The organism is Actinomadura sp. RB99 (assembly GCF_014706005.1).
Lineage (GTDB): Bacteria > Actinomycetota > Actinomycetes > Streptosporangiales > Streptosporangiaceae > Spirillospora.
The window spans coordinates 43,817-69,737 of sequence record NZ_JABMCA010000029.1 but is presented as its reverse complement, the minus strand read 5'-3'; the positions used below and the strand labels follow the sequence as shown (position 1 = coordinate 69,737).

The 25,921-nt window shown below is 74.2% G+C and carries 23 protein-coding genes; 17 read left to right on the top strand and 6 right to left on the bottom strand.

Going from position 1 to position 25,921, the window contains the following annotated elements; translation table 11 throughout:
- The first annotated feature begins 89 nt into the window (after nt 1-89).
- On the top strand, nt 90-1,031 hold the full coding sequence (locus amrb99_RS24900) for a glycosyltransferase (protein WP_190860268.1): 942 nt from the start codon (nt 90-92) through the stop codon (nt 1,029-1,031).
- The gene (locus tag amrb99_RS24895) at nt 1,031-2,122 is read left to right on the top strand and encodes a glycosyltransferase (protein ID WP_190860185.1); all 1,092 of its coding nucleotides are present in this window, start codon (nt 1,031-1,033) and stop codon (nt 2,120-2,122) included. The genes amrb99_RS24900 and amrb99_RS24895 overlap by 1 nt, the downstream gene beginning before the upstream one ends.
- Here amrb99_RS24895 and trxA read toward each other — a convergent pair.
- Together trxA and amrb99_RS24885 are read right to left on the bottom strand one after the other, a co-directional pair.
- Nucleotides 2,103-2,426: a thioredoxin gene (gene trxA / locus amrb99_RS24890; RefSeq protein ID WP_190860182.1), complete on the bottom strand. Its 324-nt coding sequence runs from the start codon at nt 2,424-2,426 to the stop codon at nt 2,103-2,105. The two genes, amrb99_RS24895 and trxA, sit on opposite strands and share 20 nt — an antisense overlap.
- Nucleotides 2,427-2,428: 2 nt before the next feature.
- Nucleotides 2,429-3,430: a lysylphosphatidylglycerol synthase transmembrane domain-containing protein gene (locus amrb99_RS24885; RefSeq protein ID WP_347256837.1), complete on the bottom strand. Its 1,002-nt coding sequence runs from the start codon at nt 3,428-3,430 to the stop codon at nt 2,429-2,431.
- Nucleotides 3,431-3,527: 97 nt separating this feature from the next.
- Between amrb99_RS24885 and amrb99_RS24880 the strand changes: the two genes are divergently transcribed.
- From amrb99_RS24880 to amrb99_RS24865, 4 genes are all read left to right on the top strand, one after another.
- On the top strand, nt 3,528-4,232 hold the full coding sequence (locus tag amrb99_RS24880; protein WP_190860180.1) for a class I SAM-dependent methyltransferase: 705 nt from the start codon (nt 3,528-3,530) through the stop codon (nt 4,230-4,232).
- A gap of 180 nt (nt 4,233-4,412) precedes the next feature.
- On the top strand, nt 4,413-5,582 hold the full coding sequence (locus tag amrb99_RS24875; RefSeq protein ID WP_190860178.1) for a glycosyltransferase: 1,170 nt from the start codon (nt 4,413-4,415) through the stop codon (nt 5,580-5,582).
- A 37-nt stretch (nt 5,583-5,619) separates the two neighbouring features.
- Nucleotides 5,620-6,687 (top strand): sugar phosphate nucleotidyltransferase, encoded by a 1,068-nt coding sequence (locus tag amrb99_RS24870; protein ID WP_190860176.1) that lies wholly within the window; start codon nt 5,620-5,622, stop codon nt 6,685-6,687.
- Nucleotides 6,680-7,627, top strand: a complete 948-nt coding sequence (locus amrb99_RS24865; RefSeq protein WP_241755889.1) for a DNA-3-methyladenine glycosylase 2 family protein — start codon at nt 6,680-6,682, stop codon at nt 7,625-7,627. Before amrb99_RS24870 ends, amrb99_RS24865 begins: the two co-directional genes overlap by 8 nt.
- Here amrb99_RS24865 and amrb99_RS24860 read toward each other — a convergent pair.
- Nucleotides 7,545-7,919, bottom strand: coding sequence for a hypothetical protein (locus amrb99_RS24860; RefSeq protein ID WP_190860174.1), 375 nt, complete (start codon nt 7,917-7,919; stop codon nt 7,545-7,547). The two genes, amrb99_RS24865 and amrb99_RS24860, sit on opposite strands and share 83 nt — an antisense overlap.
- A 256-nt stretch (nt 7,920-8,175) precedes the next feature.
- Between amrb99_RS24860 and amrb99_RS24855 the strand changes: the two genes are divergently transcribed.
- Together amrb99_RS24855 and amrb99_RS24850 are read left to right on the top strand one after the other, a co-directional pair.
- The gene (locus amrb99_RS24855; protein WP_190860172.1) at nt 8,176-10,728 is read left to right on the top strand and encodes a bifunctional FO biosynthesis protein CofGH; all 2,553 of its coding nucleotides are present in this window, start codon (nt 8,176-8,178) and stop codon (nt 10,726-10,728) included.
- Between the two features lie 90 nt (nt 10,729-10,818).
- Nucleotides 10,819-11,835, top strand: coding sequence for a substrate-binding domain-containing protein (locus amrb99_RS24850; RefSeq protein WP_190860170.1), 1,017 nt, complete (start codon nt 10,819-10,821; stop codon nt 11,833-11,835).
- Between the two features lie 52 nt (nt 11,836-11,887).
- Here the strand turns inward: amrb99_RS24850 and amrb99_RS24845 are convergent, their stop codons facing one another.
- Complete coding sequence (locus tag amrb99_RS24845) at nt 11,888-13,174, bottom strand: coenzyme F420-0:L-glutamate ligase (RefSeq protein ID WP_190860168.1); 1,287 nt, start codon at nt 13,172-13,174, stop codon at nt 11,888-11,890.
- Entirely contained in the window at nt 13,171-14,121 is a 951-nt protein-coding gene (gene cofD, locus amrb99_RS50180) for a 2-phospho-L-lactate transferase (RefSeq protein ID WP_190860167.1), read from the bottom strand. Before cofD ends, amrb99_RS24845 begins: the two co-directional genes overlap by 4 nt.
- A 171-nt stretch (nt 14,122-14,292) precedes the next feature.
- Here cofD and amrb99_RS24835 point away from each other — a divergent pair, with 171 nt between their 5' ends.
- The 4 genes from amrb99_RS24835 to amrb99_RS24820 all read left to right on the top strand — a co-directional run bounded on the left by amrb99_RS24835 (nt 14,293) and on the right by amrb99_RS24820 (nt 20,781).
- Complete coding sequence (locus amrb99_RS24835) at nt 14,293-15,222, top strand: hypothetical protein (RefSeq protein ID WP_190860165.1); 930 nt, start codon at nt 14,293-14,295, stop codon at nt 15,220-15,222.
- A gap of 281 nt (nt 15,223-15,503) precedes the next feature.
- A complete protein-coding gene (locus amrb99_RS24830) occupies nt 15,504-15,719 on the top strand; it encodes a WhiB family transcriptional regulator (protein WP_171064042.1) in 216 nt (71 codons plus the stop codon).
- Between the two features lie 273 nt (nt 15,720-15,992).
- Entirely contained in the window at nt 15,993-19,337 is a 3,345-nt protein-coding gene (locus amrb99_RS24825) for a glycosyltransferase (protein WP_190860163.1), read from the top strand.
- Between the two features lies 1 nt (nt 19,338).
- The gene (locus tag amrb99_RS24820) at nt 19,339-20,781 is read left to right on the top strand and encodes a DUF5719 family protein (protein WP_190860161.1); all 1,443 of its coding nucleotides are present in this window, start codon (nt 19,339-19,341) and stop codon (nt 20,779-20,781) included.
- A 52-nt stretch (nt 20,782-20,833) separates the two neighbouring features.
- On the opposite strand, the gene amrb99_RS24815 is transcribed toward amrb99_RS24820, so the two are convergent.
- The gene (locus amrb99_RS24815) at nt 20,834-21,262 is read right to left on the bottom strand and encodes a metallopeptidase family protein (protein ID WP_347256836.1); all 429 of its coding nucleotides are present in this window, start codon (nt 21,260-21,262) and stop codon (nt 20,834-20,836) included.
- Between the two features lie 242 nt (nt 21,263-21,504).
- Here amrb99_RS24815 and amrb99_RS24810 point away from each other — a divergent pair, with 242 nt between their 5' ends.
- The 5 genes from amrb99_RS24810 (at nt 21,505) to amrb99_RS24790 (ending at nt 25,723) form a co-directional block, all read left to right on the top strand.
- Entirely contained in the window at nt 21,505-21,882 is a 378-nt protein-coding gene (locus tag amrb99_RS24810; protein WP_190860159.1) for a DUF3499 domain-containing protein, read from the top strand.
- A gap of 142 nt (nt 21,883-22,024) precedes the next feature.
- A complete protein-coding gene (locus amrb99_RS24805; protein WP_190860157.1) occupies nt 22,025-23,380 on the top strand; it encodes a phosphomannomutase/phosphoglucomutase in 1,356 nt (451 codons plus the stop codon).
- A 7-nt stretch (nt 23,381-23,387) separates the two neighbouring features.
- Complete coding sequence (locus tag amrb99_RS24800) at nt 23,388-23,570, top strand: Trm112 family protein (RefSeq protein WP_151538645.1); 183 nt, start codon at nt 23,388-23,390, stop codon at nt 23,568-23,570.
- Nucleotides 23,567-24,745 (top strand): bifunctional phosphoglucose/phosphomannose isomerase, encoded by a 1,179-nt coding sequence (locus amrb99_RS24795; RefSeq protein ID WP_347256835.1) that lies wholly within the window; start codon nt 23,567-23,569, stop codon nt 24,743-24,745. Before amrb99_RS24800 ends, amrb99_RS24795 begins: the two co-directional genes overlap by 4 nt.
- A complete protein-coding gene (locus tag amrb99_RS24790; protein WP_190860155.1) occupies nt 24,746-25,723 on the top strand; it encodes a cation diffusion facilitator family transporter in 978 nt (325 codons plus the stop codon).
- Nucleotides 25,724-25,921: the final 198 nt, after the last annotated feature.

Here is a 25,921-nt window from a genome sequence, read left to right as displayed (position 1 = left end):
CCGAAGGCGCCGAGCCGGCCGAAACCGTGAGCGACCCCGTGAGCGACGCCGCCCCCGTGGACACCGCCCCCGCGAGCGAGCCGGCCGCGGTGCCGGCCACGGCCCCCGCCGCCGAACCCGCCGCCGATCCCGACACGGCGCCGCCCGTCCACGTGACCATCGTCCTGCCCTGCTACAACGAGCAGGACCACGTGATCGACGAGGTCGAGCGCATCACGAAGGCCATGGACAACAGCGGCAAGAGCTACGAGCTGCTGGCGGTCGACGACTGCTCCACCGACGAGACCCTCGCCCGGCTGGAGGAGGCGGCGCCCCGCTTCCCGCACATGCGGGTCATGGCGTTCCAGCACAACAGCGGGTCCGGGACGGTCCGGCGGATCGGCTCCCAGCAGGCCCGCGGCGACATCGTGGTGTGGACCGACGCCGACATGTCGTACCCGAACGAGCGGATCCCCGACCTCGTCGACATCCTCGACACCGACCCGTCCGTCGACCAGGTCGTCGGCGCCCGCACCACCGAGGAGGGCACGCACAAGCTCCTGCGCGTCCCCGCGAAGTGGTTCATCCGCAAGGTCGCCGAGCGGCTCACCAACTCCAGGATCCCCGACCTGAACTCCGGGCTGCGCGCGTTCCGCCGCGAGGTGTCCCTGCCCTACCTGCGGCTGCTGCCGCCCGGGTTCTCCTGCGTCACCACGATCACGATCGCGTTCCTGTCGAACCAGCACCCCGTGCACTACATGCCGATCGAGTACGCCAAGCGGGCCGGCAAGTCCAAGTTCCACTTCACCAAGGACGCCTACCGCTACATCCTGCAGGTGCTGCGGATGGTGATGTACTTCAACCCGCTCAAGGTGCTGATGCCGCTCGCCCTCTGGCTGATCGGGATCGGGCTGCTCAAGGGCGTGTTCGACATGGTGGTGCACATCGGCTACTTCGCCAACAACACCATCATGATCTTCGTGACGGGGCTGATCATCGCGTCGCTGGCGCTGCTGGCCGACCTGATCGTCCGATCGCGCGGCGACGTCTAGTGCGGATCGCCGTCGTCGGCCCCGCCTTCCCGTACAAGGGGGGCGGCGCCCACCACACCACCGAGCTGGCGCGGCGCCTGGCCGCCGCCGGGCACGACGTCGCCATCGAGTCGTGGCGCGCCCAGTACCCCGGCTTCCTGTACCCGGGGCAGCAGACGATCTCCGAGCCGGAGGGCGAGCCGTTCCCCGGCACCCGGCACCACCTCGACTGGCGCCGCCCGGACGGCTGGTACCGCACCGGCAAGGCGCTGCGAGAGTACGACCTGGTCGTGCTCGCTGTGCTGAGCCCCGTCCAGGTGCCGTCCTACCTGGGCATCCTCGCCGGACTCAAGCGCCGGACGCCCGTCGTGGCGCTGTGCCACAACGTCCTGCCGCACGAGCGCAAGCGCTACGACGAACCGCTGATGCGGCGGCTGCTCCGCAAGGCCGACGGCGTCCTCGTCCACTCGGAGGCGCAGGCGGAGCTGGCGCGGGGGCTGACGCCGCGTCCCGTCCGCGTCGCGGAGATGCCCGCCCACCTGCCCGCGTCCGGCGGCGCGCCCGCTCCGGACGGCAAGGTGCGCAGGCGCCTGCTGTTCTGGGGGATCGTCCGCCCCTACAAGGGCCTGGACGTCCTGCTGCGCGCGCTCGCCGAAGGCCCCGGCGACGTCGGGCTGACCGTCGCGGGCGAGTTCTGGGGCGGCCTGGACGAGACCCGCGAGCTGATCCGGTCGCTCGACCTGGCGTCCCGGGTGGACCTGCGTCCCGGCTACGTGCCCGCCGCGGACGTCCCCGGCCTGTTCGCCGCCGCCGACGCGCTCGTCCTGCCGTACCGGACGGCCACCGCCTCGCAGAACGTGTGGATGGCCTACGAGCACGGCCTCCCGGTGATCGCCACGGACGTCGGCGGGTTCGCCGAGCAGGTCCGCGACGGCGTGGACGGCCTGATCTGCCCGCCCGGCGACGTGCCCGCGCTGGCCGAGGCCCTCACCCGGTTCTACGCGCCGGGGGAGCCGGAGCGCCTGCGCTCCGGCGTCCGCCCGGTCGACCACGGCCCGGTCTGGGCCGCCTATCTGGAGGCGCTCACCGCGCTCACAGGTGCGGTTCGATGACCTTGAGCAGGGCGCGCTTCGGCTTGGCGCCGACGATCTGCTCGACGACCTCGCCGTTCTTGAGGAGCAGCAGCGTCGGCAGGCCCATCACGCCGTACTTCTGCGGCGTCTGCGGGTTGGCGTCGTAGTCCAGCTTGGCGATCTTGATCTTGCCGTCCTGCTCGGCGGCGATCTGGTCGAGGACGGGGGCGACCATGCGGCACGGGCCGCACCAGTCCGCCCAGAAGTCGACGAGCACCGGCACGTCGCTGTTCAGGACTTCCTCGGCGAACGTGGCGTCAGTCACGCTGATAGGGGCCGTCACGGTCACTCCTTCGTAGGCTGCGTGTTCCTGACAAGTGCGGCGCGTCCGTCTTCATTCCCACCCTCGTCCGCCAGGAACGCGGCCTCGGCGCGGTGGCGGCGGGCGGGGCGGCCGAGGAGGAGGCCGGCGCCCGCGTTGAGCAGGTCGGCGACCGTCAGCACGACGCGGGACGCGATCGCGACGACGACCGGCGCGCCCGCCGGCAGCACCGGCGTCAGCACCACCGTCAGCGCCGCCTCCCGCGCGCCGATGCCGCCCGGCGCGATGAACACCAGGAACCCGGCGACGAACGCCAGCCCGTAGGCGCCGGTCGCGAGGAACGGCAGCCCGGGGCCGTCGCCGCCGACGGCCAGGCACAGCAGCCAGGTGTGGACGCCGAACAGCGCCCAGCCGAGGACCGTCCAGCCGACGGCCCGCAGCGTCACGCCGAGGCTGACGGGGTGCTCCAGCGGAGGCCGCCGGACGAGCTTCAGCATGACGCCGAGCGCCCACGTCACGATCTTCGGGTGCAGCGCCGCGAGCATGAACGGGGCGAGCAGGAACAGCCACCAGTACTCGCGGCGCGCCGCGGCCGACGTCAGCGGCAGCGTCACCGCCGCCACGGCCAGCCCGCAGGCGGTCGAGGTCGCCACGGCCAGCAGCGTCGAGCCGAAGCTGCGCTCGGCGGGCACCTTGTGCTCGCGGGCCATCTCGATCTGGGTGACGAGCGCCCACACCTTGCCGGGCACGTACTTGCCGAGCTGGGACACCGCCGAGATCCGGTAGGCGACCTTCAGCGGCAGGGGCGAGCCGAGGCCGCCGAGGAACGTCCGCCATCCGAGCGTCCAGGCGAACAGGCCGGCCAGGCCCGTGACGAGCGCGCCGGCGAGCGTGGGCCAGGACATCTCCCGGAACGCCTTCGTCGTCGCGTCCCACTGGTGGATCACGCTGTAGGCGCAGAACCCGAGCGCGAGCAGTACCAGCAGCACGCGCAGGGCCCGCATTGCGACGACCTTGATGTTCACGCGCCCAGCGTAGGCGAACCGGGATCCCGCCGCGCCGCGGCTCCGGCGGGGCCGCTTCGGCCGCGCCGCGGCCCGCCGCGCCCTACAGTTGGGGACGATGAAACTCTCGGATGTGGTCGCCTTCATGGGGCACCAGGTGCACGTGTGCCGGTACCGCGAGGCGGGGACGCTGCTGTCCTGGATGGGACGGGACCTGCGCGGCAAGCGGGTCCTCGACGTCGCCGGCGGCGACGGCTACTGGGCGGGGCGCGCGCGCCGCCGCGGGGCCCACGCGGTCTCGATCGACCTGGCGCGCAACAAGATGGTGTACGGCCGGACGCTCGCCGACGCGCCCGCGCTGATCGAGTGCGACGCGCTGCGGCTGCCGTTCGGCGACGGCTCGTTCGACGCGGTCCTGTCGGTGTGCGCGATCGAGCACTTCGACGACGGCGGGAAGTCCCTGGACGAGATGGCGCGGGTGCTGAAGCCCGGCGGTGAGATCTTCATGTCCGCCGACGTGCTGAGCCGGGCCGACGCGTGGCCGAAGCTGCGCGACGCGCACAAGGCGAAGTACCACGTCCAGCACACCTACACCCACGAGAGCCTGCGCAAGCTGATGGACGAGCGCGGCCTCGACCTGGTCCGGCACTCCTACCAGTTCAGGACGGCCGCGACGGAGCGCCTGTACCTGTCGCTGTCGACGTACGGCGGGAAGGTCGGCTTCAACGCGGCGGCCCCGCTGGCGCCGCTGGTGGCGCTCGCCGACAAGAACGCGCCGAACCGGCAGGGCAGCATCGTCCTGGTGCACGCGCGCAAGAGATAGGTGTGGGAAGGGCCCCGGGGAGAAAGGTATGGGCCCGGGGGCTCGGGTAGGGCCTCTCCATGACTCGCGGCGGCGAGCGGCGCGGAGGTCGCGCGCCCCGGCCGGTCGCGGGCGTAGGCTCGAACGGTAAAGAGTGATCTACGCCACTACGGCGGAAGCGCCGGAATGGGGGAGTGGACCGTGGCGCCTCGGATCCTGCTCGATGCCACCGCGGTACCCGCCGACAGAGGCGGGCTCGGACGGTACGTGGACGGCCTGCTGTCGGCCCTGCACGCGCTCGGCGCGGACCTCGCGGTCGCCTGCCAGCGCGCGGACGAGAAGCGGTACGGGGAACTCGCGCCCGGGGCCCGGATCGTCGCGGGCCCGGCGGCGCTGGCGCACCGCGCGACCAGGCTGGCGTGGGAGCAGACCGGTCTGCCGCACGTCGCCGACGGCGTCGAGGCCGACGTGATCCATCTGCCGACGTACACGATGCCGGTCAGCGCCGTCCGGCCGACGGTGGTGACCATCCACGACGTGACGCTGTTCGCGGAGCCGGAGGTGCACGACCCGGTCCGCACCACCTACGTCAAGTCGGCGACCCGCACCGCGGCGCGCCGCGCGACCCGGCTGATCGTCCCGTCGCGGGCGACGCGGGACGAGCTGGTGCGGGTGCTGGGCGCCGACCCGGAGCACATCGACGTGGCCTACCACGGCGTCGACCACGAGGTGTTCCACCGGCCGTCCGAGGCGGAGGTGAAGCAGGTCTCCGACCGGCTCGGCCTGCACGGCCGCCCGTACGTCGCCTATCTGGGCGCGCTGGAGCCGCGCAAGAACGTCCCGAACCTCATCCGCGGCTGGGTGCGCGCCTGCTCCGACCTGGAGGACCCGCCCGCGCTGGTCCTGGCGGGCGGCGGCGGCTGGGACGACGAGGTCGACGGGGCGATGGCGACGGTGCCGCCGCGGATGCGGGTGCTGCGGCCGGGGTACCTGCCGTGGCCGTCGCTGCCCGGGTTCTTCGGCGGCGCGCTGGTGGTGGCGCTGCCGAGCCGCGGCGAGGGGTTCGGCCTGCCGGTGCTGGAGGCGATGGCGTGCGGCGCGCCCGTCCTGACGACGCGGCGCGGGCCGCTGCCGGAGGTCGGCGGCGACGCGGTCGCCTACACCGAGCCGGACCCGGAGGGCATCGCGTCGGCGCTGACGGCGCTGAGCGGCGACCCGGCCCGCCGCGCCGGCCTGGCGGAGGCCGCCTACACCCGGTCGCTGGAGTTCACCTGGACGGCGTCCGCCGAGGCGCACCTGGCCTCCTACGAGCGGGCGATCCGGCAGCACGAGGCGTCCCACGGTCGCGGGCCGGCATCGGCCACCCACTAGGCTTCGTCACCACGACCGCGGTGGAGAAAGGAACCGAGTGGAAGCGATCCTCCTGGTGGGAGGCCAGGGCACCCGCCTGCGCCCCTTGACGATCTCCACCCCGAAGCCTCTGCTCCCCACGGCCGGCGTGGCCTTCCTGGCGCACCAGCTGGCGCGCGCGCACGCCGCCGGTGTGGAGCGCATCGTGTTCGCGACGTCCTACCGCGCGGAGATGTTCGAGGCGGCGTTCGGCCCGCGCGCGCACGGCGTGGACCTGGTGTACGTCAGTGAGGCGCAGCCGCTCGGCACCGGCGGCGCGATCCGCAACGCGGCGCGCGCGCTGACCTGCGGCCCGGACGATCCGGTCCTGATCCTCAACGGCGACATCCTGTCCGGCCATGACGTGCGCGCCCAGGTGAAGGTGCACGAGAGCGCCGGCGCGGCGGTGACGCTGCACCTCACCGAGGTGGACGACCCGACCCGGTTCGGCTGCGTCCCGACCGACGGCGCGGGGCGCGTCACCGCGTTCCTGGAGAAGACGTCCCATCCGGTGACGAACCAGATCAACGCGGGCTGCTACGTGTTCCGCCGGTCGGCGATCGACACGATCGCCGAGGACGAGGTCGTCTCGGTGGAGCGGGAGACGTTCCCCTCGCTGATCGCGTCCGGCGCCGTGGTCATGGGCCACGTCGAGTCGGGCTACTGGCTGGACGTCGGCACGCCGGAGGCGTTCGTGCGCGGCTCCTGCGACCTCGTCCTCGGCCGGATCGACTCGCCGGCGATGCCGGGCGAGGCGGGCGAGCGGCTCGCCCTCGCCGGTTCGACGGTGTCGCCGGGCGCGGTGGTGCGCGGCGGCACGACGGTCGGGCGCGGCGCGGTGGTCGAGGCGGGCGCCACCGTCATCGGCAGCGTGCTGCTGGACGACTCGTTCGTCGCGGAGGGCGCGACCGTCCGCGACTCGGTGCTGAGCCGCGGCGCGCGCGTCGGCCCCGGGGCGGTGCTGGACGGGGTGATCCTCGGTGACGGCGCGGTGGTCGGCCCGGGCAACGAGCTGTGCTGCGGGCTGCGCGTCTGGCCGGGGATCGAGCTCCCGGCCACGGCGGTCCGCTTCTCCACCGATGCCTGACGGCGGCGCCGCGGGCGTCGCGTCCGGGCCGCTGCCGGGCCGTGCCGCGGAGGGGCTGCGGCGGATGTGGACGCCGGGGTTCGACGTCGATGTGGGGGCGACGCTCGGGCCGCACCGGCGCGGCCATCACGATCCGGCGTTCCGGGTGGAGCCGGACGGGACGGTCTGGCGCGCGTCCTACACCCCGGAGGGTCCTGGCACGCTGCGGGTCAGGCGCAGCGGTGCGGCCGTGGAGGGGCGCGCGTGGGGGCCGGGCGCCGGGTGGCTGCTGGACGGCCTGCCCGACCTGCTCGGGGCGTCCGACGAACCGGACGGGTTCGAGGCGCACCACGAGATCGTGCGGCGGCAGGCGCTACTGCGGCCGGGGCTGCGGATCGGCCGGACGAACCGGGTGTTCGAGGCGCTCGTCCCGGCGGTGATGGAGCAGAAGGTCCTCGCGCAGGAGGCGTGGCGGGCCTGGGGGTACCTGCTGCGCCGGTTCGGCGAGCCGGCGCCGGGCGCGCCCGCCGCGCTGCGGCTGCGGGTGCCGCCGCCGCCCGCGGTCTGGGTCCGGATCCCGTCGTGGGAGTGGCACCGGTCCGGGCTGGAGGCGGTCCGGGCCCGGACCATCATCGGCGCGGCGCGGGTCGCCGCCCGGCTGGAGGACGACCCGGCCGAGGCCCGGCTGCGGACGCTGCCGGGCGTCGGGGTCTGGACGGCGGCGGAGGTCCGGCAGCGGGCGGCGGGCGATCCCGACGCCGTCTCCGTCGGCGACTACAACCTGCCCGGCCTGGTCGGCTGGGCGCTGGCGGGCCGCAAAGTCGACGACGACGGGATGCTGGAGCTGCTGGCGCCGTACGCGGGGCATCGGCACCGGGTCACCCGGCTGCTGGAATCGTCCGGCGCGCGGCCTCCGCGGCGCGGCCCGCGCCTTCCCGTCCGCGACTACCGGAGCTTCTGACTCGCGCATCGCCCGGGCGGTCGCCCTGGCCGGTGTCGGTTCCGAGCGTCGCGATCGCGTCCGAAGGCAGGTTCGAGCCTGCGAGAACCTGATCGCGCAGCGAGCCGCCAGGCGAGTCGGAGCGATGCAGCGATCGCCGCGACGCCCGTTGAAGGAGGGCGTCCAGCGCCCGACGCCGAGGGCGGCGCTGGTGAGCACTGTCCGGGGTCCAGTTGAGGCCGTCGCGGGTGTCGGCGCCGAAGACCGGCGCGAGAACGGCGAGGGCGATGATGATCGCGAGCATGACCAGCATGGGACTGTTCCTCCGGCGAGGGCCGTGCGGCGGCGGTTCCGCCCGGGGGGACGACCCTCTCGCACCCATAGCTTGACTCAGTCCAACATTGAGGACCAGCGACTCTTTCTAGACGCAATCATTAAGTTCCGCTACATCCCGAGTTGGGGTGTCCTCGCGGGAATAGTCGGAGGGCGGGGCGGGCTGTACCGGGGTGATCGCCGGTTTCCGGGCCCCGCCGCGTCGCAAAATATGACGATTGGCATAGAGTGCCCGCATGGAGGCCACTGAGAACGCGGTGAGGCGGGCCTTGGCCCGTGCGCGTGACGGGAAGACGCTCGACCAGTCCGAGGCCACGACGCTGCTGCAGGCCAGGGGCCCGCAGCTCGACGATCTCCTCGCCTACGCGGCGAGGACCAGGGACGCCGGTCTCGCGGCGGCGGGACGTCCCGGGATCATCACCTACAGCCGCAAGGTCTTCATCCCGCTGACCCGGCTGTGCCGGGACCGCTGCGGCTACTGCACGTTCGCGACCGTCCCGCACAAGCTGGACGCGCCGTACCTCAGCCCCGACGAGGTGCTGGAGATCGCCCGCCAGGGCGCGGCGATGGGCTGCAAGGAGGCGCTGTTCACGCTCGGGGACCGTCCCGAGGACCGGTGGAAGCAGGCCCGCGAGTGGCTCGACGCCCACGGCTACGACGACACGCTGTCCTACGTGCGGGCGATGGCGATCCGGGTGCTGGAGGAGACCGGGCTGCTGCCGCACCTGAACCCCGGCGTGCTGACGTGGCGCGACTTCCAGCGGCTCAAGCCGGTCGCGCCGTCCATGGGGATGATGCTGGAGACCACCGCGACGCGGCTGTTCAGCGAGCGCGGCGGCCCGCACTTCGGCTCGCCGGACAAGGACCCGGCCGTCCGGCTGCGGGTGCTGGAGGACGCCGGCCGGACGAACGTCCCGTTCACCACCGGCATCCTCATCGGGATCGGCGAGACGGTCGAGGAGCGCGCGGACGCGATCTTCGCGATCCGCCGGACGATGCGCGAGTACGGCGCCGTCCAGGAGGTGATCGTGCAGAACTTCCGCGCGAAGCCGGACACCAAGATGCGCGACACGCCCGACGCCGAGCTGGAGGAGCTCGCCGCGACGATCGCGGTGACGCGGATCGTCCTCGGCCCGAAGGCGCGCGTCCAGGCGCCGCCGAACCTCGTCGCCGACCAGTACGCGCTGATGCTGCGCGCCGGCATCGACGACTGGGGCGGCGTGTCCCCGCTGACGCCGGACCACGTGAACCCCGAGCGTCCGTGGCCGCAGATCGACGAGCTGGCCGCGCGGACCGCCGAAGCGGGCTTCGAGCTGCGCGAACGCCTCACGATCTACCCCGAGTACGTCAAGCGGGGCGAGCCGTGGCTGGACCCGCGGCTCCTCGGGCACGTGTCCGCGCTGGCCGATCCGGCGACCGGGCTCGCCCGCGAGGACGCCGTGCTCGAAGGGCGTCCGTGGCAGGAGCCCGACGGCGGGTTCGAGGCGTCCGGGCGCACCGACCTGCACACCGAGATCGACACGACCGGCCGCACGTCCGACCGGCGCGACGACTTCGACGAGGTCTACGGCGACTGGGACGCGCTCAAGGAGCGGATGGCCGCCCCCGAGCGGTTCGACGCCGACGTCAAGGCCGCCCTCGCCGCCGCCGAGCGGGACCCGGCCGGCCTGACCGACGACGAGGCCCTCGCGCTGCTGCACGCCGACGGCCCCGAGCTGGACGCGCTCGCGCAGCTGGCCGACGACCTGCGCCGCGACACGGTCGGCGACGACGTGACCTACGTCGTCACCCGGAACATCAACTTCACGAACGTCTGCTACACCGGCTGCCGGTTCTGCGCGTTCGCGCAGCGCCGCACCGACGCCGACGCGTACACGCTGTCGCTCCAGCAGGTCGGCGACCGGGTGGACGAGGCGTGGGAGGCGGGCGCCACCGAGATCTGCATGCAGGGCGGCATCCACCCGGACCTGCCCGGCACCGCCTACTTCGACCTCGCCCGCGAGGTGAAGCGCCGCGCCCCCGGCATCCACCTGCACTCCTACAGCCCGATGGAGGTCGTCAACGGCGCGTCCCGCACCGACCTGTCCATCCGCGAGTGGCTGGAGGCGGCGAAGGAGGCGGGCGTCGACTCGCTGCCCGGGACGGCCGCCGAGATCCTCGACGACGACGTCCGCTGGGTGCTGACGAAGGGCAAGCTGCCCACCGACCAGTGGGTCGAGGTCGTCACCACCGCGCACGAGATCGGCATCCCGACGACGTCCACGATGATGTACGGGCATGTGGACACCCCGGCGCACTGGGTCGCGCACCTCAGGCTGCTGCGCTCCATCCAGGAGCGGACGGGCGGGTTCAGCGAGTTCGTGCTGCTGCCGTTCGTCCACCACAACTCGCCGATCTACCTGGCCGGGCTCGCGCGTCCGGGGCCGACCGTGCGGGAGAACGTCGCCGTCCACGCGCTCGCGCGGATCCTGCTGCACGGCGCCATCTCCAACATCCAGACGTCCTGGGTGAAGCTCGGCGACGAGCTGTGCACGCGGGTGCTGAAGGGCGGCGTCAACGACCTCGGCGGGACGCTGATGGAGGAGACCATCAGCCGGATGGCGGGGTCGGAGAACGGGTCGTTCAAGCCGATCAGCGAGCTGGAGGAGATCGCCGCGCGGGCGGGACGTCCCGCCCGCCAGCGCACCACCCTCTACGGCGAGGTCCCGGCGGAGCGCCTCGAAGCCGCCCGCAAGACCGACGGCATCGGCCACTTCGGCCGCCCCACCCTCACCCTCACGCCCCGTTGAGCCGCGGCGAGTCGCCGTCATGGCCACGCCCATGACGGCGACTCGCCGCGAATGAACGCATGCTCCTAGTGTGTCCGGTATGACTGACGGGTGAGGTGGAAGGTGTGGGCGGCCGCCTTGCTCGTCGTGACGGGCGTGGGCGGCGGGGCGTGGGCGCTCGGCCTGCTGCCGGGGCCGTCGTCGTGCGCGGGCGGCACGGTGCGCGTCACGGTCGCCGCGCAGCCGGAGATCGCACCGGCGCTGCGCGATGTCGCGGCCCGGTTCAACGTGGAGGAGCACCGCGTCGGCGGACGGTGCGTCCGCGCGCGCGTGACGGCCGTCGCGCCCGCCGAGTTCGCCCGCCGTCCTGAGCTGCGGCGGCGCGCGGACGCCTGGGTGCCGGAGTCGTCGGTGTGGCTGGGGATCGTCCGCGACGCGGGCGACAGGAACGTCCCATCGGGCGGGACGCCGCTCGCCGCGACGCCCGTGGTGCTCGCCATGACCCGTCCGGTGGCGGAGGAGTTCGCCGCCGACCACGTCGCCATGAGCTGGAAGCTGCTGCTCAAGGACGAGGCGGACGGCGTCGCCCTCGCCCGCAGGGCGGCGGACCCGGCCGTCGGCACCAGCGGGATGGTCGCGATGCTCGCCGTCGAGCAGGTCGGCGGGAAGGCGGGCGACGTCGCGGGCGACCTGCGCGGGGCCGCGCCGTCACCGGTGGACGACGCGTCCGGCGGCTCCGCCGCGGTGCTCGCCGGGCTCACCACCGCGCCGCGGCTCGCCCGGTCCCTCACCGTCACCACCGAGCAGGCCGCCATCGCCTACAACGGCGCGCACCGACCCAACCCGGTCACCCCGATCGTCCCGGACGAGGGCACGCTCATGCTCGACCACCCGTACGCCGTCACGGCCCGCGACCGGCGGCACCGCGACGCGGCGGCCGCGTTCGGCGACGCGCTCGGCGCGCGGTCCGCCCGCGACGCCCTCCAGCAGGCGGGCTTCCGCGCGCCCGACGGCACGTTCGGCGACGCCTACGCCCGCGACCACGGCCTCTCGGCCGGGCCGCCGCGCGCCCTCCGCCTCCCCACCCCCAAGGAGATCGACCGGGCGCTCTCCGCCTGGAAACGCTGAGCCGTCGCGTGTCGCCCTCACGGCACCGCCGATCAGGGCGACACGCCGCAGGTCAACGGACTTCGATGAACGCGTCGGGGGTCCGGGGCGGGCGGTCGCGGGGCGGAGCGGCGGGGTGGCCGACGCCGACGGCGCCCATCGGGTCCCACTCGTCCGGCAGGTCCAGGGCCTCGCGGACGACGTCGCGGCAGAACATCGTGCTGGACACCCAGCACGACCCGAGCCCCTCCACCGCCAGCGACACCAGCAGGTTCTCCACGCCCGCCCCGGTCGCCACGACGAACATCTCGCGCTCGGCGGTCGCGCGGCGCGCGTCGGGGTAGTCGTGCGAGCCGTCCATGACCAGGCACGGGACGACCAGGTAGGGCGCGCGGCGCAGCACGTCGCCGCGCCGCAGCCGCTTGGCGATCGACTCCTCGGAGAAGCCGTCGCGGCGCAGGTCGCCCTCCCACGCGTCGCGCATCGCGTCCAGCAGCCGGGTCCGGGACTCGGCCGACTCCAGCAGGACGAACCGCCACGGCGTCGTGTGGTGCGGCGCCGGCGCGGTGATCGCGGCGGCGACCGCGCGCCGCACCGCCTCCGGGTCGACCGGGTCCGCGGTGAACTCGCGGATGGTGCGGCGCGCGTGCAGCACGTCCGCCGACCCGTACCGGAACATGTCCTCGGCGGGCGGCCGGACGAGCTGCCGCGCCCCCGGACCGTCGTCGCCGGTCACCAGGTGCGCCAGCCCGCGCACCACCGCGATCGGCACCCCGTCGAGCTTGCCCTTCACCAGCTCCGCCGCCGCCGCGATCTCGTCCGCGACGGCGGTGATGGTCGCTTCGAGCCGGTTGCCGTACGCGTCGTCGGTGCCGCGCAGGTCGCTGAGCGGCGCGAGGCCCGCCACGCCGATCGCCGCGTCCGTCAGGCCGTTGCGCCACGGCCGGCCCAGCGTGTCGGACACGATGACCGCGACGTCCGCGCCGGTCCGCTCCCGCACGCCCGCGCGGATGCGGCGCGCGGAGGCGTCGGAGTCCTCCGGCAGCAGCAGGACGGTGCCGGGCGCGGTGTTGGACGCGTCCACCCCCGCCGCCGCCAGCACCAGCCCCTGCCGCGTCTCCACGATCCGGGTCTCGCCGCGCGCGTGCCTGCGCCGCGCCACCACCCGCACCGTCTCGGCGTCGATCGCCTTCTCCCGGTCGTCCGCGACCAGGACCCGGCCCTCCGCCTTGCTGACGATCTTGGACGTGACGACCAGCACGTCCCCGTCCTCGACCGCGTCCGCCGGGACCAGCGCGGCGATGTCGTCGCCCTCGCCGACCTCGGGCAGCCCGGGGATGCCGAACACCTGCAGATTCACGGCGCTTCCTTCTTCAGCCGGAGGGCCAGGTCGAGCGCCGCGCGCGCGATCGCCGCCGTGGCCTCCGGGTCGCTCATCAGCAGCGGGCGGGACCGCACCTCGATGCCCTCCACCCGCACGTCGCCGTCCGCCTCGTCGACGAGCCAGCCGTCCAGCAGCCCGAGCCCGTAGTACTCGGCCACCGCCTTCGCCGACGTCTCCACGCCGATCGCGGTCAGGCACGCGTCCGCCATCCCGCGCACCGGGGCGCCGCCGATGATCGGCGACACACCGACCACGGTGTTCGCCGCGACCGCCTCGCGGATGCCGGGGATCGCCAGGATCGTCCCGATGCTGACGACCGGGTTGGACGGCGGGAACAGCACCACGTCCGCCTCCTCGATCGCCTTGAGCACGCCCGGGGCCGGCTTCGCCTCGTCGGCGCCGACCGGCGCGATCGACAGCGCGGGCAGCGACGCGCGCAGCCGCACCCACCACTCCTGGAAGTGGATCGCGCGCCGACCGCGCTCCGGGTCGTCCACGACCACGTGCGTCTCGACCTGGTCGTCGGTCATCGGGATGAGCCGCACGCCCGGCTTCCACCGGTCGCACAGCGCCTCCGTCACCGACGACAGCTTGTACCCGGCCGCCAGCATCTGCGTCCGGACGATGTGGGTGGCGAAGTCGCGGTCGCCGAGCCCGAACCAGCCGGGCCCCACGCCGTAGGCGGCCAGCTCCTCCTTGACGGCGAACGTCTCGTCCGTCCGCCCCCAGCCCTGCTCCTCGTTGATCCCGCCGCCGAGGGTGTACATCACGGTGTCCAAATCGGGGCAGACACGCAGCCCGAACAGGGAGATGTCGTCCCCGGTGTTGCCGATGACGGTGATCTCCGCCTCGGGGGCGGCGGCCTGGAGCCCGCGCAGGAAGCGGGCTCCCCCGATGCCGCCCGCCAGCGCCACGATCCTCATGCCGATCAGCCTAGGGCGCCGGTGGGCGGCTCTCGACGCGCAGGGCGCGTTCCGCGTCCGCGAACCGCGCCTTTCTAGGGTTTTGGCGTGCCGCGGGGGACAGAGACGGGGCCGGGCGGGATGTGCAAAGCTTTGCGTGTCATCCGATTGCCTCGGTCTGGAGAAGTCACCGTGAACAAGGAAGCCGTCCAGCGCCTGCGCGAACCGGCCGCCTGGGTACTGCTCGCCTCCGCGGGCGTCCAATTGCTCGCGGGCATCATCCTGCTGCTCGGCGGCGGCGGTGCCTTCACCTACCGTGCGCTCGCGGCCGCCCAGGACACCCTGTTCACGCAGATCGTCTGTGTCGGGCTGGCCGTCCTCGCGGTCGTGCTGACGACCTGGGGCGCCGCCGCGACCCCGCAGGCCCGCACCATCACCATGGGCGCGCTCGGCGTGCTCGGCGTCACCGCCCTGTTCGCCGTCATCTCCTGGCTGAGCGCGATGGCCGCCGACGGCGCGAGCGCCCTCAGCAAGCTCGCCGTGTTCCTCGCCGGCGGCGGCAAGATCGCCGTGATCGGCATCGCGGGCTGGTTCGTCTTCACCGTCTTCCAGGGCATGCAGCCGGCCCGCCCGCAGCCGCAGATGCAGCAGGGCTACCCCGACTTCGGCTACCAGCAGGGCCAGCAGTACGGGCAGCAGGGCTACGGCCAGCAGGGCTACCAGCAGTACCAGCAGTACGGCCAGCAGGGCGAGCAGTACGGCCAGCAGGGCGCCGAGGGCCAGCAGGCCGCGCAGCAGCAGTACGGCCAGCAGTACGGGCAGCAGCAGTACGGCCAGCCGCAGTACCAGCAGTACGGCCAGCCGCAGCCCGGCCAGCCCGCCCAGCCGGGGCAGGCCCAGCCGCAGCCGGGGCAGCCGCAGGGAGGCGAGCAGCCGCAGCAGCCCGCCGACCAGCAGGAGGAGATGGGCGAGTGGACCCGCGCCTACGGCGGGTCCGGCGGCCAGGAGGGCGCGGGACAGCAGGGCCCGCAGGGCACCCACCCCGGGCAGCCGCAGGGCGAGCAGCGGCCCGACGAGGGCGGCGACTGGTACCGCGACAACCGCCCCCCGCCGCCGCAGTGACCGGCGCCGGCCGGCGGTGATCCGCCTCACTGACCCGCCGATTAACTGATCTTCATCTGAGGTTCGGCGAGCGCTTCCCCACATAACCCGCTATGTCGCCCTGGAAACTCGTTCCGCTTGACGGGGCGGGCGCTACACGCGTGTAATTTCGTCGGTGTAGTTTCAATGCCTTCCCGGGGGAGAGATCTTGAGGACGGCATTGACCAGGGGGTTCCACGGGCAGGAGGTGCGCTGTGAGCGAGGTCGTCATCCCGCTGGCGCACGGCACAGACGGCGAAGAGATGGGCTGGCAGGAGCGCGCACTGTGCGCGCAGACGGACCCGGAGGCGTTTTTTCCGGAGAAGGGCGGCTCCACTCGCGAGGCCAAGAAGGTGTGCCGGGCATGCGAGGTGCGGACGGAGTGCTTGGAGTACGCGCTGCAGCACGATGAACGTTTCGGTATTTGGGGGGGACTGTCCGAACGCGAACGCCGCAAGCTGAAGCGCCAAGCCGTCTAGTTCCCGCCCGACGTGCCGAGCCGCCGTGCGAGCGCGTCGTCTGACCGGTGGGGGCGGAGCCGGAGGCGAGCCCCCACCGGGAGGCTCGCGAAGCGAGGTCGCGCTCGCCCGAGCCCGGTCGAGCGGCGAGCCGCCAGGCGAGCCCCTTGGGCCGGGATCGCAGGAAATACAGCGAAGCCACGCGTACAGTAAGCAGCCGTGTCGGCCCCAGGGCCGGCACGGCTGCTGCATTCCAGCAGGGAATCACCCGTCGTCCCACAGATCGAGCGATCCTTGGCCCCCACACTCGATCGCCATGTCGTCACGGCCGTCCTCGTCGCCCACGACGGCGCGCGCTGGCTGCCCGAGGCGCTCAAGGCGCTGCTGACGCAGGCGCGGCCCGTGCAGCGCCTCGTGACCGTGGACACCGGGAGCCGCGACCGCGGCCCCGCCGTCCTCGCCGAGGTCGTCGGCGGTCACGGCGTCCTCACGCTGCCCCGCACCACCGGCTACGGCGAGGCCGTCGCCGAGGCGCTGCGCCAGGACGCCGCGTCCGCCCCCGTCCCCGACGACGAGCCGGGCAACCCCAGGTCCGAGTGGGTCTGGCTGCTGCACGACGACTCCGTGCCCGACCACGACGCCCTCGGCCACCTGCTGCGGACCGCCGAGTCCGACCCCGGCATCGCCGTCCTCGGCCCCAAGATCCGCGACTTCGCCGACCGGCGCGTGCTGCGCGAGGCCGGGACGTCCGTCGACGCGGCCGGGCGCCGCTGGACCGGCGTCGACCGCCGCGAGTTCGACCAGGGCCAGCACGACGGCGTCCGCGACGTGCTGGCCGTCTCCAGCGCCGGGATGCTGGTGCGGCGCGACGTGTGGGACCGGCTCGGCGGGTTCGACGTCGAGTACGGCATCTTCCGCGACGACCTGGACTTCTGCTGGCGGGTCCACGCGGCCGGGCACCGGGTCGTCGTCGCGACCGACGCGGTCGTGTACCACGCGGAGGCGGCGCGGCGGGGGCTCCGCGAGATCGGGATGACCTCCGAGCACCCGCTCCGCCGCGACCGCCGCAACGCGCTGTGGACGCTGCTGGCGAACCAGCCGTTCCGGACCATGCTGCGGACGCTGGTCCGGAACGTGTGGGCGTCGCTGGTGCACGCGCTCGTCCTGACGATCACCAAGCGGCCCGCCGCCGCGCGCGCGGAGCTCGCCGCGCTCGCCGACGTGCTGCGCGATCCGGGCCGGCTGCGGCGGGCCCGCGCCGTCCGCGCCGACGGCCGGGCGCGCGTGCACCGCAGCGTCCGGCGGTTCCAGCCCCGGATGGTCGCGCTGCGCCGCGCCGGCGAGGCGGTCTCGGAGTTCTTCGCCGCGCACGAGCACGACCGGGAGTCCGAAGACGAGATCACCGACGAGCCCGGCCCGATCCGCCGGCTGCTCGCCCGTCCCGGCGTGCTGCTGGTGCTGGCGCTCGCCGCCGTCACCATCGCGGCCGAGCGGTCGCTGATCACCAGAGCCGCGCGGCTCGGCGGCGGAGCGCTCGTGCCCGCATGGGGCGGCGCGAGCGACCTGTGGGACCAGTACCTGTCCGGCTTCCACCCGGTCGGTCTCGGCACGGGCGCGGGCAGCCCGCCGTACGTCGGGTTCCTGGCGCTGTTGTCGACGGTCCTGTTCGGCAAACCGTGGCTGGCGGTCGCGGTCCTGCTGCTCGGCAGCGTCCCGCTCGCCGGGCTCACCGCCTACCGCGCGTCCCGCGTCCTGGTGCTGGAGCCGCCGCGGACCGGCCGCCGGGCCCGCTCCACCGGCCGCCGCATCCCCGTCGCCGCCGTCCGCGTGTGGTTCGCCGCCGCGTACGCGCTGCTGCCCGCCGCGACCGGCGCCATCGCGGGCGGCCGGCTCGGCACCGCGGTCGTCCTCGTCCTGCTCCCGCTGGTCGCCGTGCAGGTCGCCCGCATGTACGGGCTGCCGCGCTTCGCCGCGGACCCCGCCACGCTGCGCAAGCGCGCCGGGCGCGCGGCGTGGGCGGTCGCGCTGCTGCTGACCGTCGCGACCGCGTTCGTCCCGCTCGCGTGGCCGCTCGCGCTGGCCGGCGGCGGCCTGGTCTGGGCGCTGTTCGACCGGCGCCGCCGGCAGGACCGCCGCAACCTCGTCATCGCGCTGGCCGTCCCGCCGCTGCTGCTGTTCCCCTGGACGGTCGGGCTGCTGCTGCACCCGTCGCGGTTCCTGCTGGAGGCGGGCCTGCACCGGGCGTTCGAGCCCGCGACGGCCGCCGAGCTGCTCGCCCTGAACCCCGGCGGCCCCGGCACGCCCGTGTGGTGGACCTTCGCCGGGCTGTTCGCCGCCGCCGTCTGCGCGCTGCCACTGCGCGGCCGCCGCACCGCCGTCCTCGCGGGCTGGCTGCTGGCCGTCGCCGGGCTGCTCGTCGCGATCCTCACCGGCGCCGCCACCGTCACCAAGGGCGCGGACGCGGCGCCGGCCTGGCCGGGCGTCGCGCTGGTCTTCGCGGGCGCCGGGGTCCTGCTGGCCGCGACCGCCGCCGTCCAGCGCGGCACCGAGGTCCTCGCCGGCAAGCACCTGATCTACAAGGCGGGCGGCGCGGTCGTCGTCCTCGCCGCGCTCACGGCGCCGCTGCTCGCGGCGGGCGCGTGGATCGCCCGGGGCGCGGACGGGCCGCTGGGCACGGTCGGCGCGGACACCGTCCCCGAGTTCGTCAAGGCGCCGGGCGGGCCGCGCACGCTCGTGCTGCACGGCGACCCGTCCGGACGCGTCGCCTACACGCTGCTCCGCGGCGACCGGCCGAGGCTCGGCGAGGCCGAGACCATCGCGGACGGGCCCGGCGAGCGGCGCCTGGACGAGCTGGTCGCGAGCCTGGCCGCCAACCGGGAGGGCGACGACGGCCCGGCGCTGTCGCGGATGGGCGTCCAGTACGTGCTGGTGCCGCACCCCGGCTCCGACCCCGTCACCAAGGTCCTGGACGCGGCGCCGGAACTGTCGCGCCTCAGCCGGACGGGATCGTTCGCGGTGTGGCGCCTCCAGGCGAACTCCGCCCGCATGATGCTCCTGCAGGGCTCCACGATCACGCCGCTGCGCGCGGGCAGGATCGACGCGCGTGTGCGCATCCCCGCCGGGACCGGCGCGCGCACACTGCTGCTCGCCGAACCGGCCGACGGCGGCTGGAAGGCGGAGCTGAACGGCCGCGGCCTCAAGTCGCGGACCGTCGACGGATGGGCGCAGGGCTACGACGTCCCCGCGTCCGGCGGCGAGGTCACGCTGACGCGCGGCATGCTGATGCGGCACACGTGGCTCGTCGTCCAGGGCGTGGCGGTGCTCCTGGTCGCCGTCCTGGCGCTGCCGGGCGCGCGCGCCGACACCCTCGTGCCGGGCGGCGACCGCAACCGCGAACGGCGCGAACGGCGGGGCCGCCGCGCCAGGCGCGGCGTGCGCGGCGTGCGCGGCGGGCACCGCGCCGGCGTCCGCCACGAACCGGAACCGGCCTCGCCTGCGGAGACACCGGAGGGGCCGGAGACGCCGGAGACCGCGGAGCCGCCGCGAGACGAGCCCGAGCCCGCCTCCGGAACCCTGCCGAAGCCCAGGTCCACGAGCGAGCCCGCGCCCGAACCCGTGGCCTCGGAGGAGCAGAGCTGACATGGACCGAGTGCTGAAACTCCTCGGCATGCGCTACGCCATCGCCGCCCTCGTCCTGGTCGGCCTCGCGGCCCTCTACGGCGCCGCGTCGTTCTCGCGCCCCGGGACCGCCGTCGCCAAGGGCCGCAGCGCGCCCGTCGACGCCGCCGTGATGGTCTGCCCGGGGCACGAGGGCGGCCGCGTCGCCCTCCAGTCCCTCCCGCAGAAGCGGACCGGCGGACGCCTCGACGTGGCCGACACCCGCGGCGGCTCCCCGCTCGCCTCCATGACCGCCCCCGGCCAGGGCTGGGACAAGGACACGGGCACCACCGAGGACTCCTACACCGTCCGGGCCACCGGCGCCCTCGCCGCCGGGATCGAGGCCGAGCAGACCACCCACTGGTCCGGCGGCCCCGACCGCGGCCTCGCGAGCGCCCGCTGCGCCCGTCCCGGCACCGACCTGTGGTTCCTCGGCCCCGGCCCGCTCGCCGCCGACCGGCTCGACCTGTACCTCACCAACGTCGACGCCCAGCCGGCGTCCGTCGACGTCACCGGCCTGTCCGGGGAGGGGCCGCTCGACACCACCGAGGGCCTCGCCACGCCCGTCGCGCCGTACAGCACCAGCGTCATCAAGATCGGCGAGCAGCCGGAGGGGCTCGGCGACATCGTCAAGACCGCCCGCGACCTCGCGCTCAACGTGCACACCACCGCCGGACGCGTCGCCGCGTCGCTGCGGGTCCGGATCGGCGAGAAGAAGGGCGTCGAGTGGCTGCCGCTGTCGCCCGCGCCCGCCGCGTCCGCGGTCGTCCCCGGGGTGCCCGGCGGCGACGGGCAGCGCCGGCTCGTCATCGCGGTGCCCGGCGAGGCCGACGCCCGGATCCGGGTGCGGGCCGTCACCGCCGACGGCGCCTTCGCCCCCCAGGGCCAGGACATCGTGGAGGCGCCCGCGCAGAGCGTCACCTCCGTCGACCTCGCCGGCGCCCTGTCCGGCCGCGCCGCCGCCGTCCGGCTGGACTCCGACCGGCCGATCATCGCCGGCTACGCGGCCTCGCGCGGCGCCGACGTCGCCTACGGCACCGCCACCGAGCCGCTCGGCGGCCCGTCCGGGGCCTCCGCGGTCATCGCCGACGACCGGTTCGACGCGTCCGTCGTCCTCACCGCGCCCGCCGGCCGCGCCGCCGTCCAGATCACCACGATGGACGGGCAGGGGCCCGGCGCACCGCAGAACGTCGAGATCGGCGCGGGACGCACCGTCGAGACGAAGCTCGCCGCACCGCACGGCGGCGACAAGGGCTACGGGGCCGTCATCACGGCCAAGCCGGGTTCGGGGCCGGTCTACGCCGCGCGGATCATGGCGAAGGGCAAGGGCGGCGGCTACCTGTTCACCGTGCTGCCGCTGATGCCCGCGCCGACCACCGTCCGGCTCCCGCCCACCGGCGACAGCCAGACCGCCCTCATCCGCTAGACGTCATCGGCCCGTCTCCGCCGGCCCGTCTCCGTCGGCCGGCCGTCATCGGCTAGTCGTCCGGGGAGTCATAGCTCGGGTCGACGGACTCGGGGGAGAGGCCGAGGAGGTCGGCGACCTCCTCCACCAGCAGGTCGCGCACCAGCCGGCCGAGCTCCTGCTCGCCCGACGCGCGCGCCTCCACGGGACGCCGGAACACCACGATGCGGAGGGGACGGGCGCCGTCGGCGGGCACCGTCCGGCCGAGGGGGACGGGGCCGTCGAACCAGGGCTCGACGTCCGGCACCTCCTCGACGCCGAACTCCACACCGGACAGCTCCCTGCCCCAGCGCGCGCCGAGCCGCCGCACCTCGTCGTGGACGAGGTCGTCGAACTTCTCCGCGCGGGTCCGGGAGACCGGCGCCTGCGGGGGCGTCAGAGGGCCACGGAGGCCGCGACCGTGCCGATCGCGGCGCCGTACGCCTGCCACACGGGATCGCACCCCCTCAGCTTACCTCCCGCCGCACGCGAACCCCGGCCCCCGCACCAGGAACACCCGTCTCCGCATCGGGAACACCAACGTGGCGCCCCGGACAGCGGCCCCACCGCGCCCCGACAGCGGCCGCACGGTGAGAGTTCGGGTCCACACGGTATGTAGTTGTTACCCGCGAAATCGGGCGGTAACGGCGACACGTGCGCCCGGGTGGTGGCGGAGGCGGCGGGAGCGAGGTACGGTCGGCCATCGTGAGCCCCGTCCGCACCTGCTCCCGCACCGCCTGCAAGGCGCCCGCAGTCTTCACGCTCACGTACGTCTACCGCGACTCGACCGCTGTCCTGGGGCCCCTCGCCACGTACGCCGAGCCGCACTGCTACGACCTGTGCGCGGAGCATTCGGAGCGGCTGACGGCCCCCATGGGCTGGGAGCTGGTCCGGCTCCCCGTCGAGGAGGAGACCGAGCCGAGCGCCGACGACCTGGAGGCGCTCGCCGACGCCGTCCGCGAGGCCGCCCGCCCCGCGCCGGCCCCCGGGCAGGAGCCCGTCGGCCAGGGCACCGAGGTCGGCCGCCGCGGGCACCTGCGCGTGCTGCGCTCCGAACCGGCGGGCACCCAGCCGCAGGAGTGACCCGGCCGCAGGAGTGACGCCGCCGCAGGAGTGACCCCGGTCACGCCCACGACCGGCACCGGCTCGGGCCGCCGCCGCGCTTCCCGGTAGGCTCGGTTGTCCCGCCGACTTTCGGTCATCACTTGCGTACAGGGGAGCAGGAGTGGGCGACCTCGCCAAGATCTTCAAGGCGTACGACATCCGCGGCGTCGTGCCCGACGAGCTGGACGCCGCCGTCGCGGAGGCGGCCGGCGCGGCGTTCGTGCGGGTGACCGGGGCGGACGCGATCGTCACCGCGCACGACATGCGCGAGTCGTCCGGGCCGCTGGCCGCCGCGTTCGCGCGCGGCGCGACCTCGCAGGGCGCGGACGTGATCGAGGCCGGGCTCGGCTCCACCGACATGCTCTACTACGCCAGCGGCGACCTGGACGTCCCCGGCGCGATGTTCACCGCCAGCCACAACCCGGCGAAGTACAACGGCATCAAGCTGTGCCGCGCGGGCGCCAAGCCGGTCGGCCGCGACACCGGCCTGACCGAGATCCGCGAGATGGTCGAGAACGGCGTCCCGGCCTACGACGGGGAGCCCGGCACGGTGTCGCAGCGCGATGTCCTGCACGGATACGCCGACCACCTCAAGACGCTGGTCGACCTGTCCTCGATCCGCCCGCTCAAGGTCGTCGTGGACGCGGGCAACGGCATGGGCGGTCACACCGTCCCGGTCGTCTTCGATGGGCTGCCGATCGACCTCGTCCCGCTGTACTTCGAGCTGGACGGCACCTTCCCCAACCACGAGGCCAACCCGATCGAGCCGGAGAACCTGCGCGACCTGCAGGCCAAGGTCCGCGAGACCGGCGCCGACATCGGCCTCGCCTTCGACGGCGACGCCGACCGCTGCTTCGTGGTGGACGAGCGCGGCGAGATCGTCGCGCCGTCCGCGATCACCGCGCTGGTCGCGGTGCGGGAGCTGGCCAAGCACCCCGGCGCGCCGATCGTGCACAACCTGATCACCTCGAAGGCCGTCCCGGAGATCGTCACCGAGAACGGCGGGTCCCCCGTCCGGACCCGGGTCGGGCACTCGTTCATCAAGCAGACGATGGCGGAGACGGGCGCGGTGTTCGGCGGCGAGCACTCGGCGCACTTCTACTTCCGCGACTTCTGGTTCGCCGACTCCGGCATGCTCGCCGCGCTGCACGTGCTGGCCGCGCTGGGCGAGCAGGACGGCCCCCTGTCGGAGCTGCTCGGCGAGTACACCCGCTACGCGGCGTCCGGCGAGATCAACAGCGAGGTCGCCGACCAGGACGCCGCGGCGGGCAAGGTCCGCGAGGCGTTCGCCGGCCGCCCCGGCGTTACGATCGACGAGCTGGACGGCCTGACCGTCGGGGACGAGGCCGCCGGATGGTGGTTCAACCTGCGGCCGTCCAACACCGAGCCGCTGCTGCGCCTCAACGCGGAGGCCGGCGACGAGGCCACCATGGCGGCGATCCGCGACGAGGTCCTGGCCATCGTGAGGGAGAAGTGACGCTGCTATGAGCATGAAGCTGGACGACTGGCTGCTGGAGATCCTGGCCTGCCCGAACTGCGGCGGCGAGCTGCGCGCCGACGACGCCGCCGCCGAGCTGGTCTGCACCGGCTCCTGCGGCTACGCCTACCCGGTCCGCGACGACATCCCCGTCCTCCTCGTCGACGAGGCCCGGGCCCCCGCTTCGTGAGCACGCTCGATCCGGGACGGCTGGAGGAGGCGCCGGACGTCGAGGCGGCCGATCCGGGCGGGATGCTGCGGCAGGTCGCCTCGTCCGCGGCGCAGATCCGGGAGGCGCGGCGCGCGGCCGAGGAGGCCGGCGTCGCGGCGCTCGCCGAGGACGGCCGCCCCCGCGCGGTCGTGGTCACCGGCATGGGCGGCTCCGGGATCTCCGGGGACGTCCTCGCGGCGGTCTGCGGGCTCGGCTGCCCCGTCCCGGTCACGACGGTCCGCGGGTACCGGCTGCCCGGCTGGGTCGGCGCCGCCGACCTGGTGATCGCGGTGTCCTGCTCCGGCTCCACCGAGGAGACCCTGGAGGTGGCGGCGCAGGCGGCCCGGCGCGGCTGCCGGCTGCTGTGCGTCGGCGGGGCCGGCTCGCCGCTGGCCGATCTCGCCGCCCGCAGCCGCGGCGTGTTCGTCCCGGTGCGGTCGGTGGGGCAGCCGCGGTCGACGCTGTGGGGCCTCACGGTCCCGCTGCTCGTCGCGGCCCGCACGCTCGGCCTGACGGACGTCCCCGACGCGGTGCTGGAGTCCACGGCGGCCCGGCTGGAGGACGTCGCGCACCGGTGCCGCCCGGACAGCGAGCCGTTCGTGAACCCGGCGAAGCGGATCGCGCTGGACCTCGCCGGCGACGTCCCGCTGGTGTGGGGGACGTCGCCGCTCGCCGAGACGGCCGCGTACCGGATGTGCTGCCAGCTCAACGAGAACGCCAAGTACCCGGGCGTCTTCGGCGGCCTGCCGGAGGCGGACCACAACCAGGTGATGGCGTTCGACGGCCTCTTCGCGGGCGGCGGCTCGCCGGCCGATTCCGACGCGTCATTGTGGGGGCCGACCCCCACGCCCCCCGACAACGACGATTTCTTCCGCGACCGCACCGAGGACGCGGAGCACGGCCTCCACCTGGTCGTGCTGCGCGACACCGAGGAGCACCCGCAGACCGCCAAGCGGCGCGAGGCGTCCGTCGAGCTGGCCCGGGACCGGGGCGTCGCGGTGACCGAGATCCTCGCCGAGGGCGACCATCCGCTCGAGAGAATCGCGACACTGATCGCGCTGGCCGACTATGTCACGGTTTACTTGGCCATCACGCTGGGCGTCGACCCGACGCCCGTGCCGGCCATTCAAGAGCTCAAAGCGAGGATTGCCTAGATGAGTGCTGAGGGTGGGACGAAGGCCATCATCGCGGCCCTGGCCGCCAACCTCGGAATCGCCGCGTCGAAGATGGTCGCGTTCGCGTTCACGGGGTCGTCGTCGATGCTGGCGGAGTCGATCCACTCGGTCGCCGACTCGGGGAACCAGGGGCTGCTGCTGCTCGGCCGCAAGCGCTCCGAGCGCGACCGGACGCCCGAGCACCCGTTCGGGTACGGGCGGGAGCGCTACTTCTACGCGTTCGTCGTCGCGGTCGTGCTGTTCACCGTCGGCTCGGCGTTCTCGCTGTACGAGGGCTACCACAAGATCCTGCACCCGGAGGACGTCGAGTCGCCCATCTGGGCGTTCGCGGTGCTGATCATCGCGATCGGGATGGAGGGCTTCTCCTTCCGGACCGCGATCAAGGAGTCGGACCGGCTGCGCGCCGGCAAGTCGTGGTGGGCGTTCATCCGCCGCGCGAAGGCGCCGGAGCTGCCGGTCGTCCTGCTGGAGGACGCGGCGGCGCTGATCGGCCTGGTCCTCGCGCTGTTCGGCGTGTCGATGGCGGTCGCGACCGGCGACGGGCGCTGGGACGGCATCGGCACCGTCGGCATCGGCGTCCTGCTGGGCCTCGTCGCCACGGTGCTGGCGATCGAGACCAAGAGCCTGCTGATCGGCGAGGGCGTCGACGCCGACCAGGAGAAGCGGATCATCGAGGCGCTGGAGTCGGTGGAGCAGGTCGACCACGTCATCCACATGCGGACCGAGTACCTCGGCCCGGAGGAGCTGCTGATCGCCGCGAAGATCGCCGTCTACCACGACGACACCGCCGCCGAGGTGGCCCGCGGCATCGACGCGGCCGAGGCCAAGGTCCGCGCGGTGATCCCCGAGGCGGGCATGATCTACCTGGAGCCGGCGCTGGACGAGGCGGACCGCAAGCACGCCCCCGCCTCCACGCCGGCCGAACCGGTCGAGAAGGCCGCGGGCGAGAACGTGTGAGGGAGGCGGCCCCCTTCGGGGCCGTGTAGGGCCGGTGGCGGCGGCCCTGTCCGGGCCGCCACGAGCGGCCGCATGGGATCCCTCGCCGGGCGGCCGGAACCTGTTGCCGGCCGAACCCCAGCCCAGGCGAGACCGGCGAGTGCCTCCGCGGAGGCGGGCGGCGCGGCCGTCCGGCGAGGTGCTTCCCATGCTTCCCCG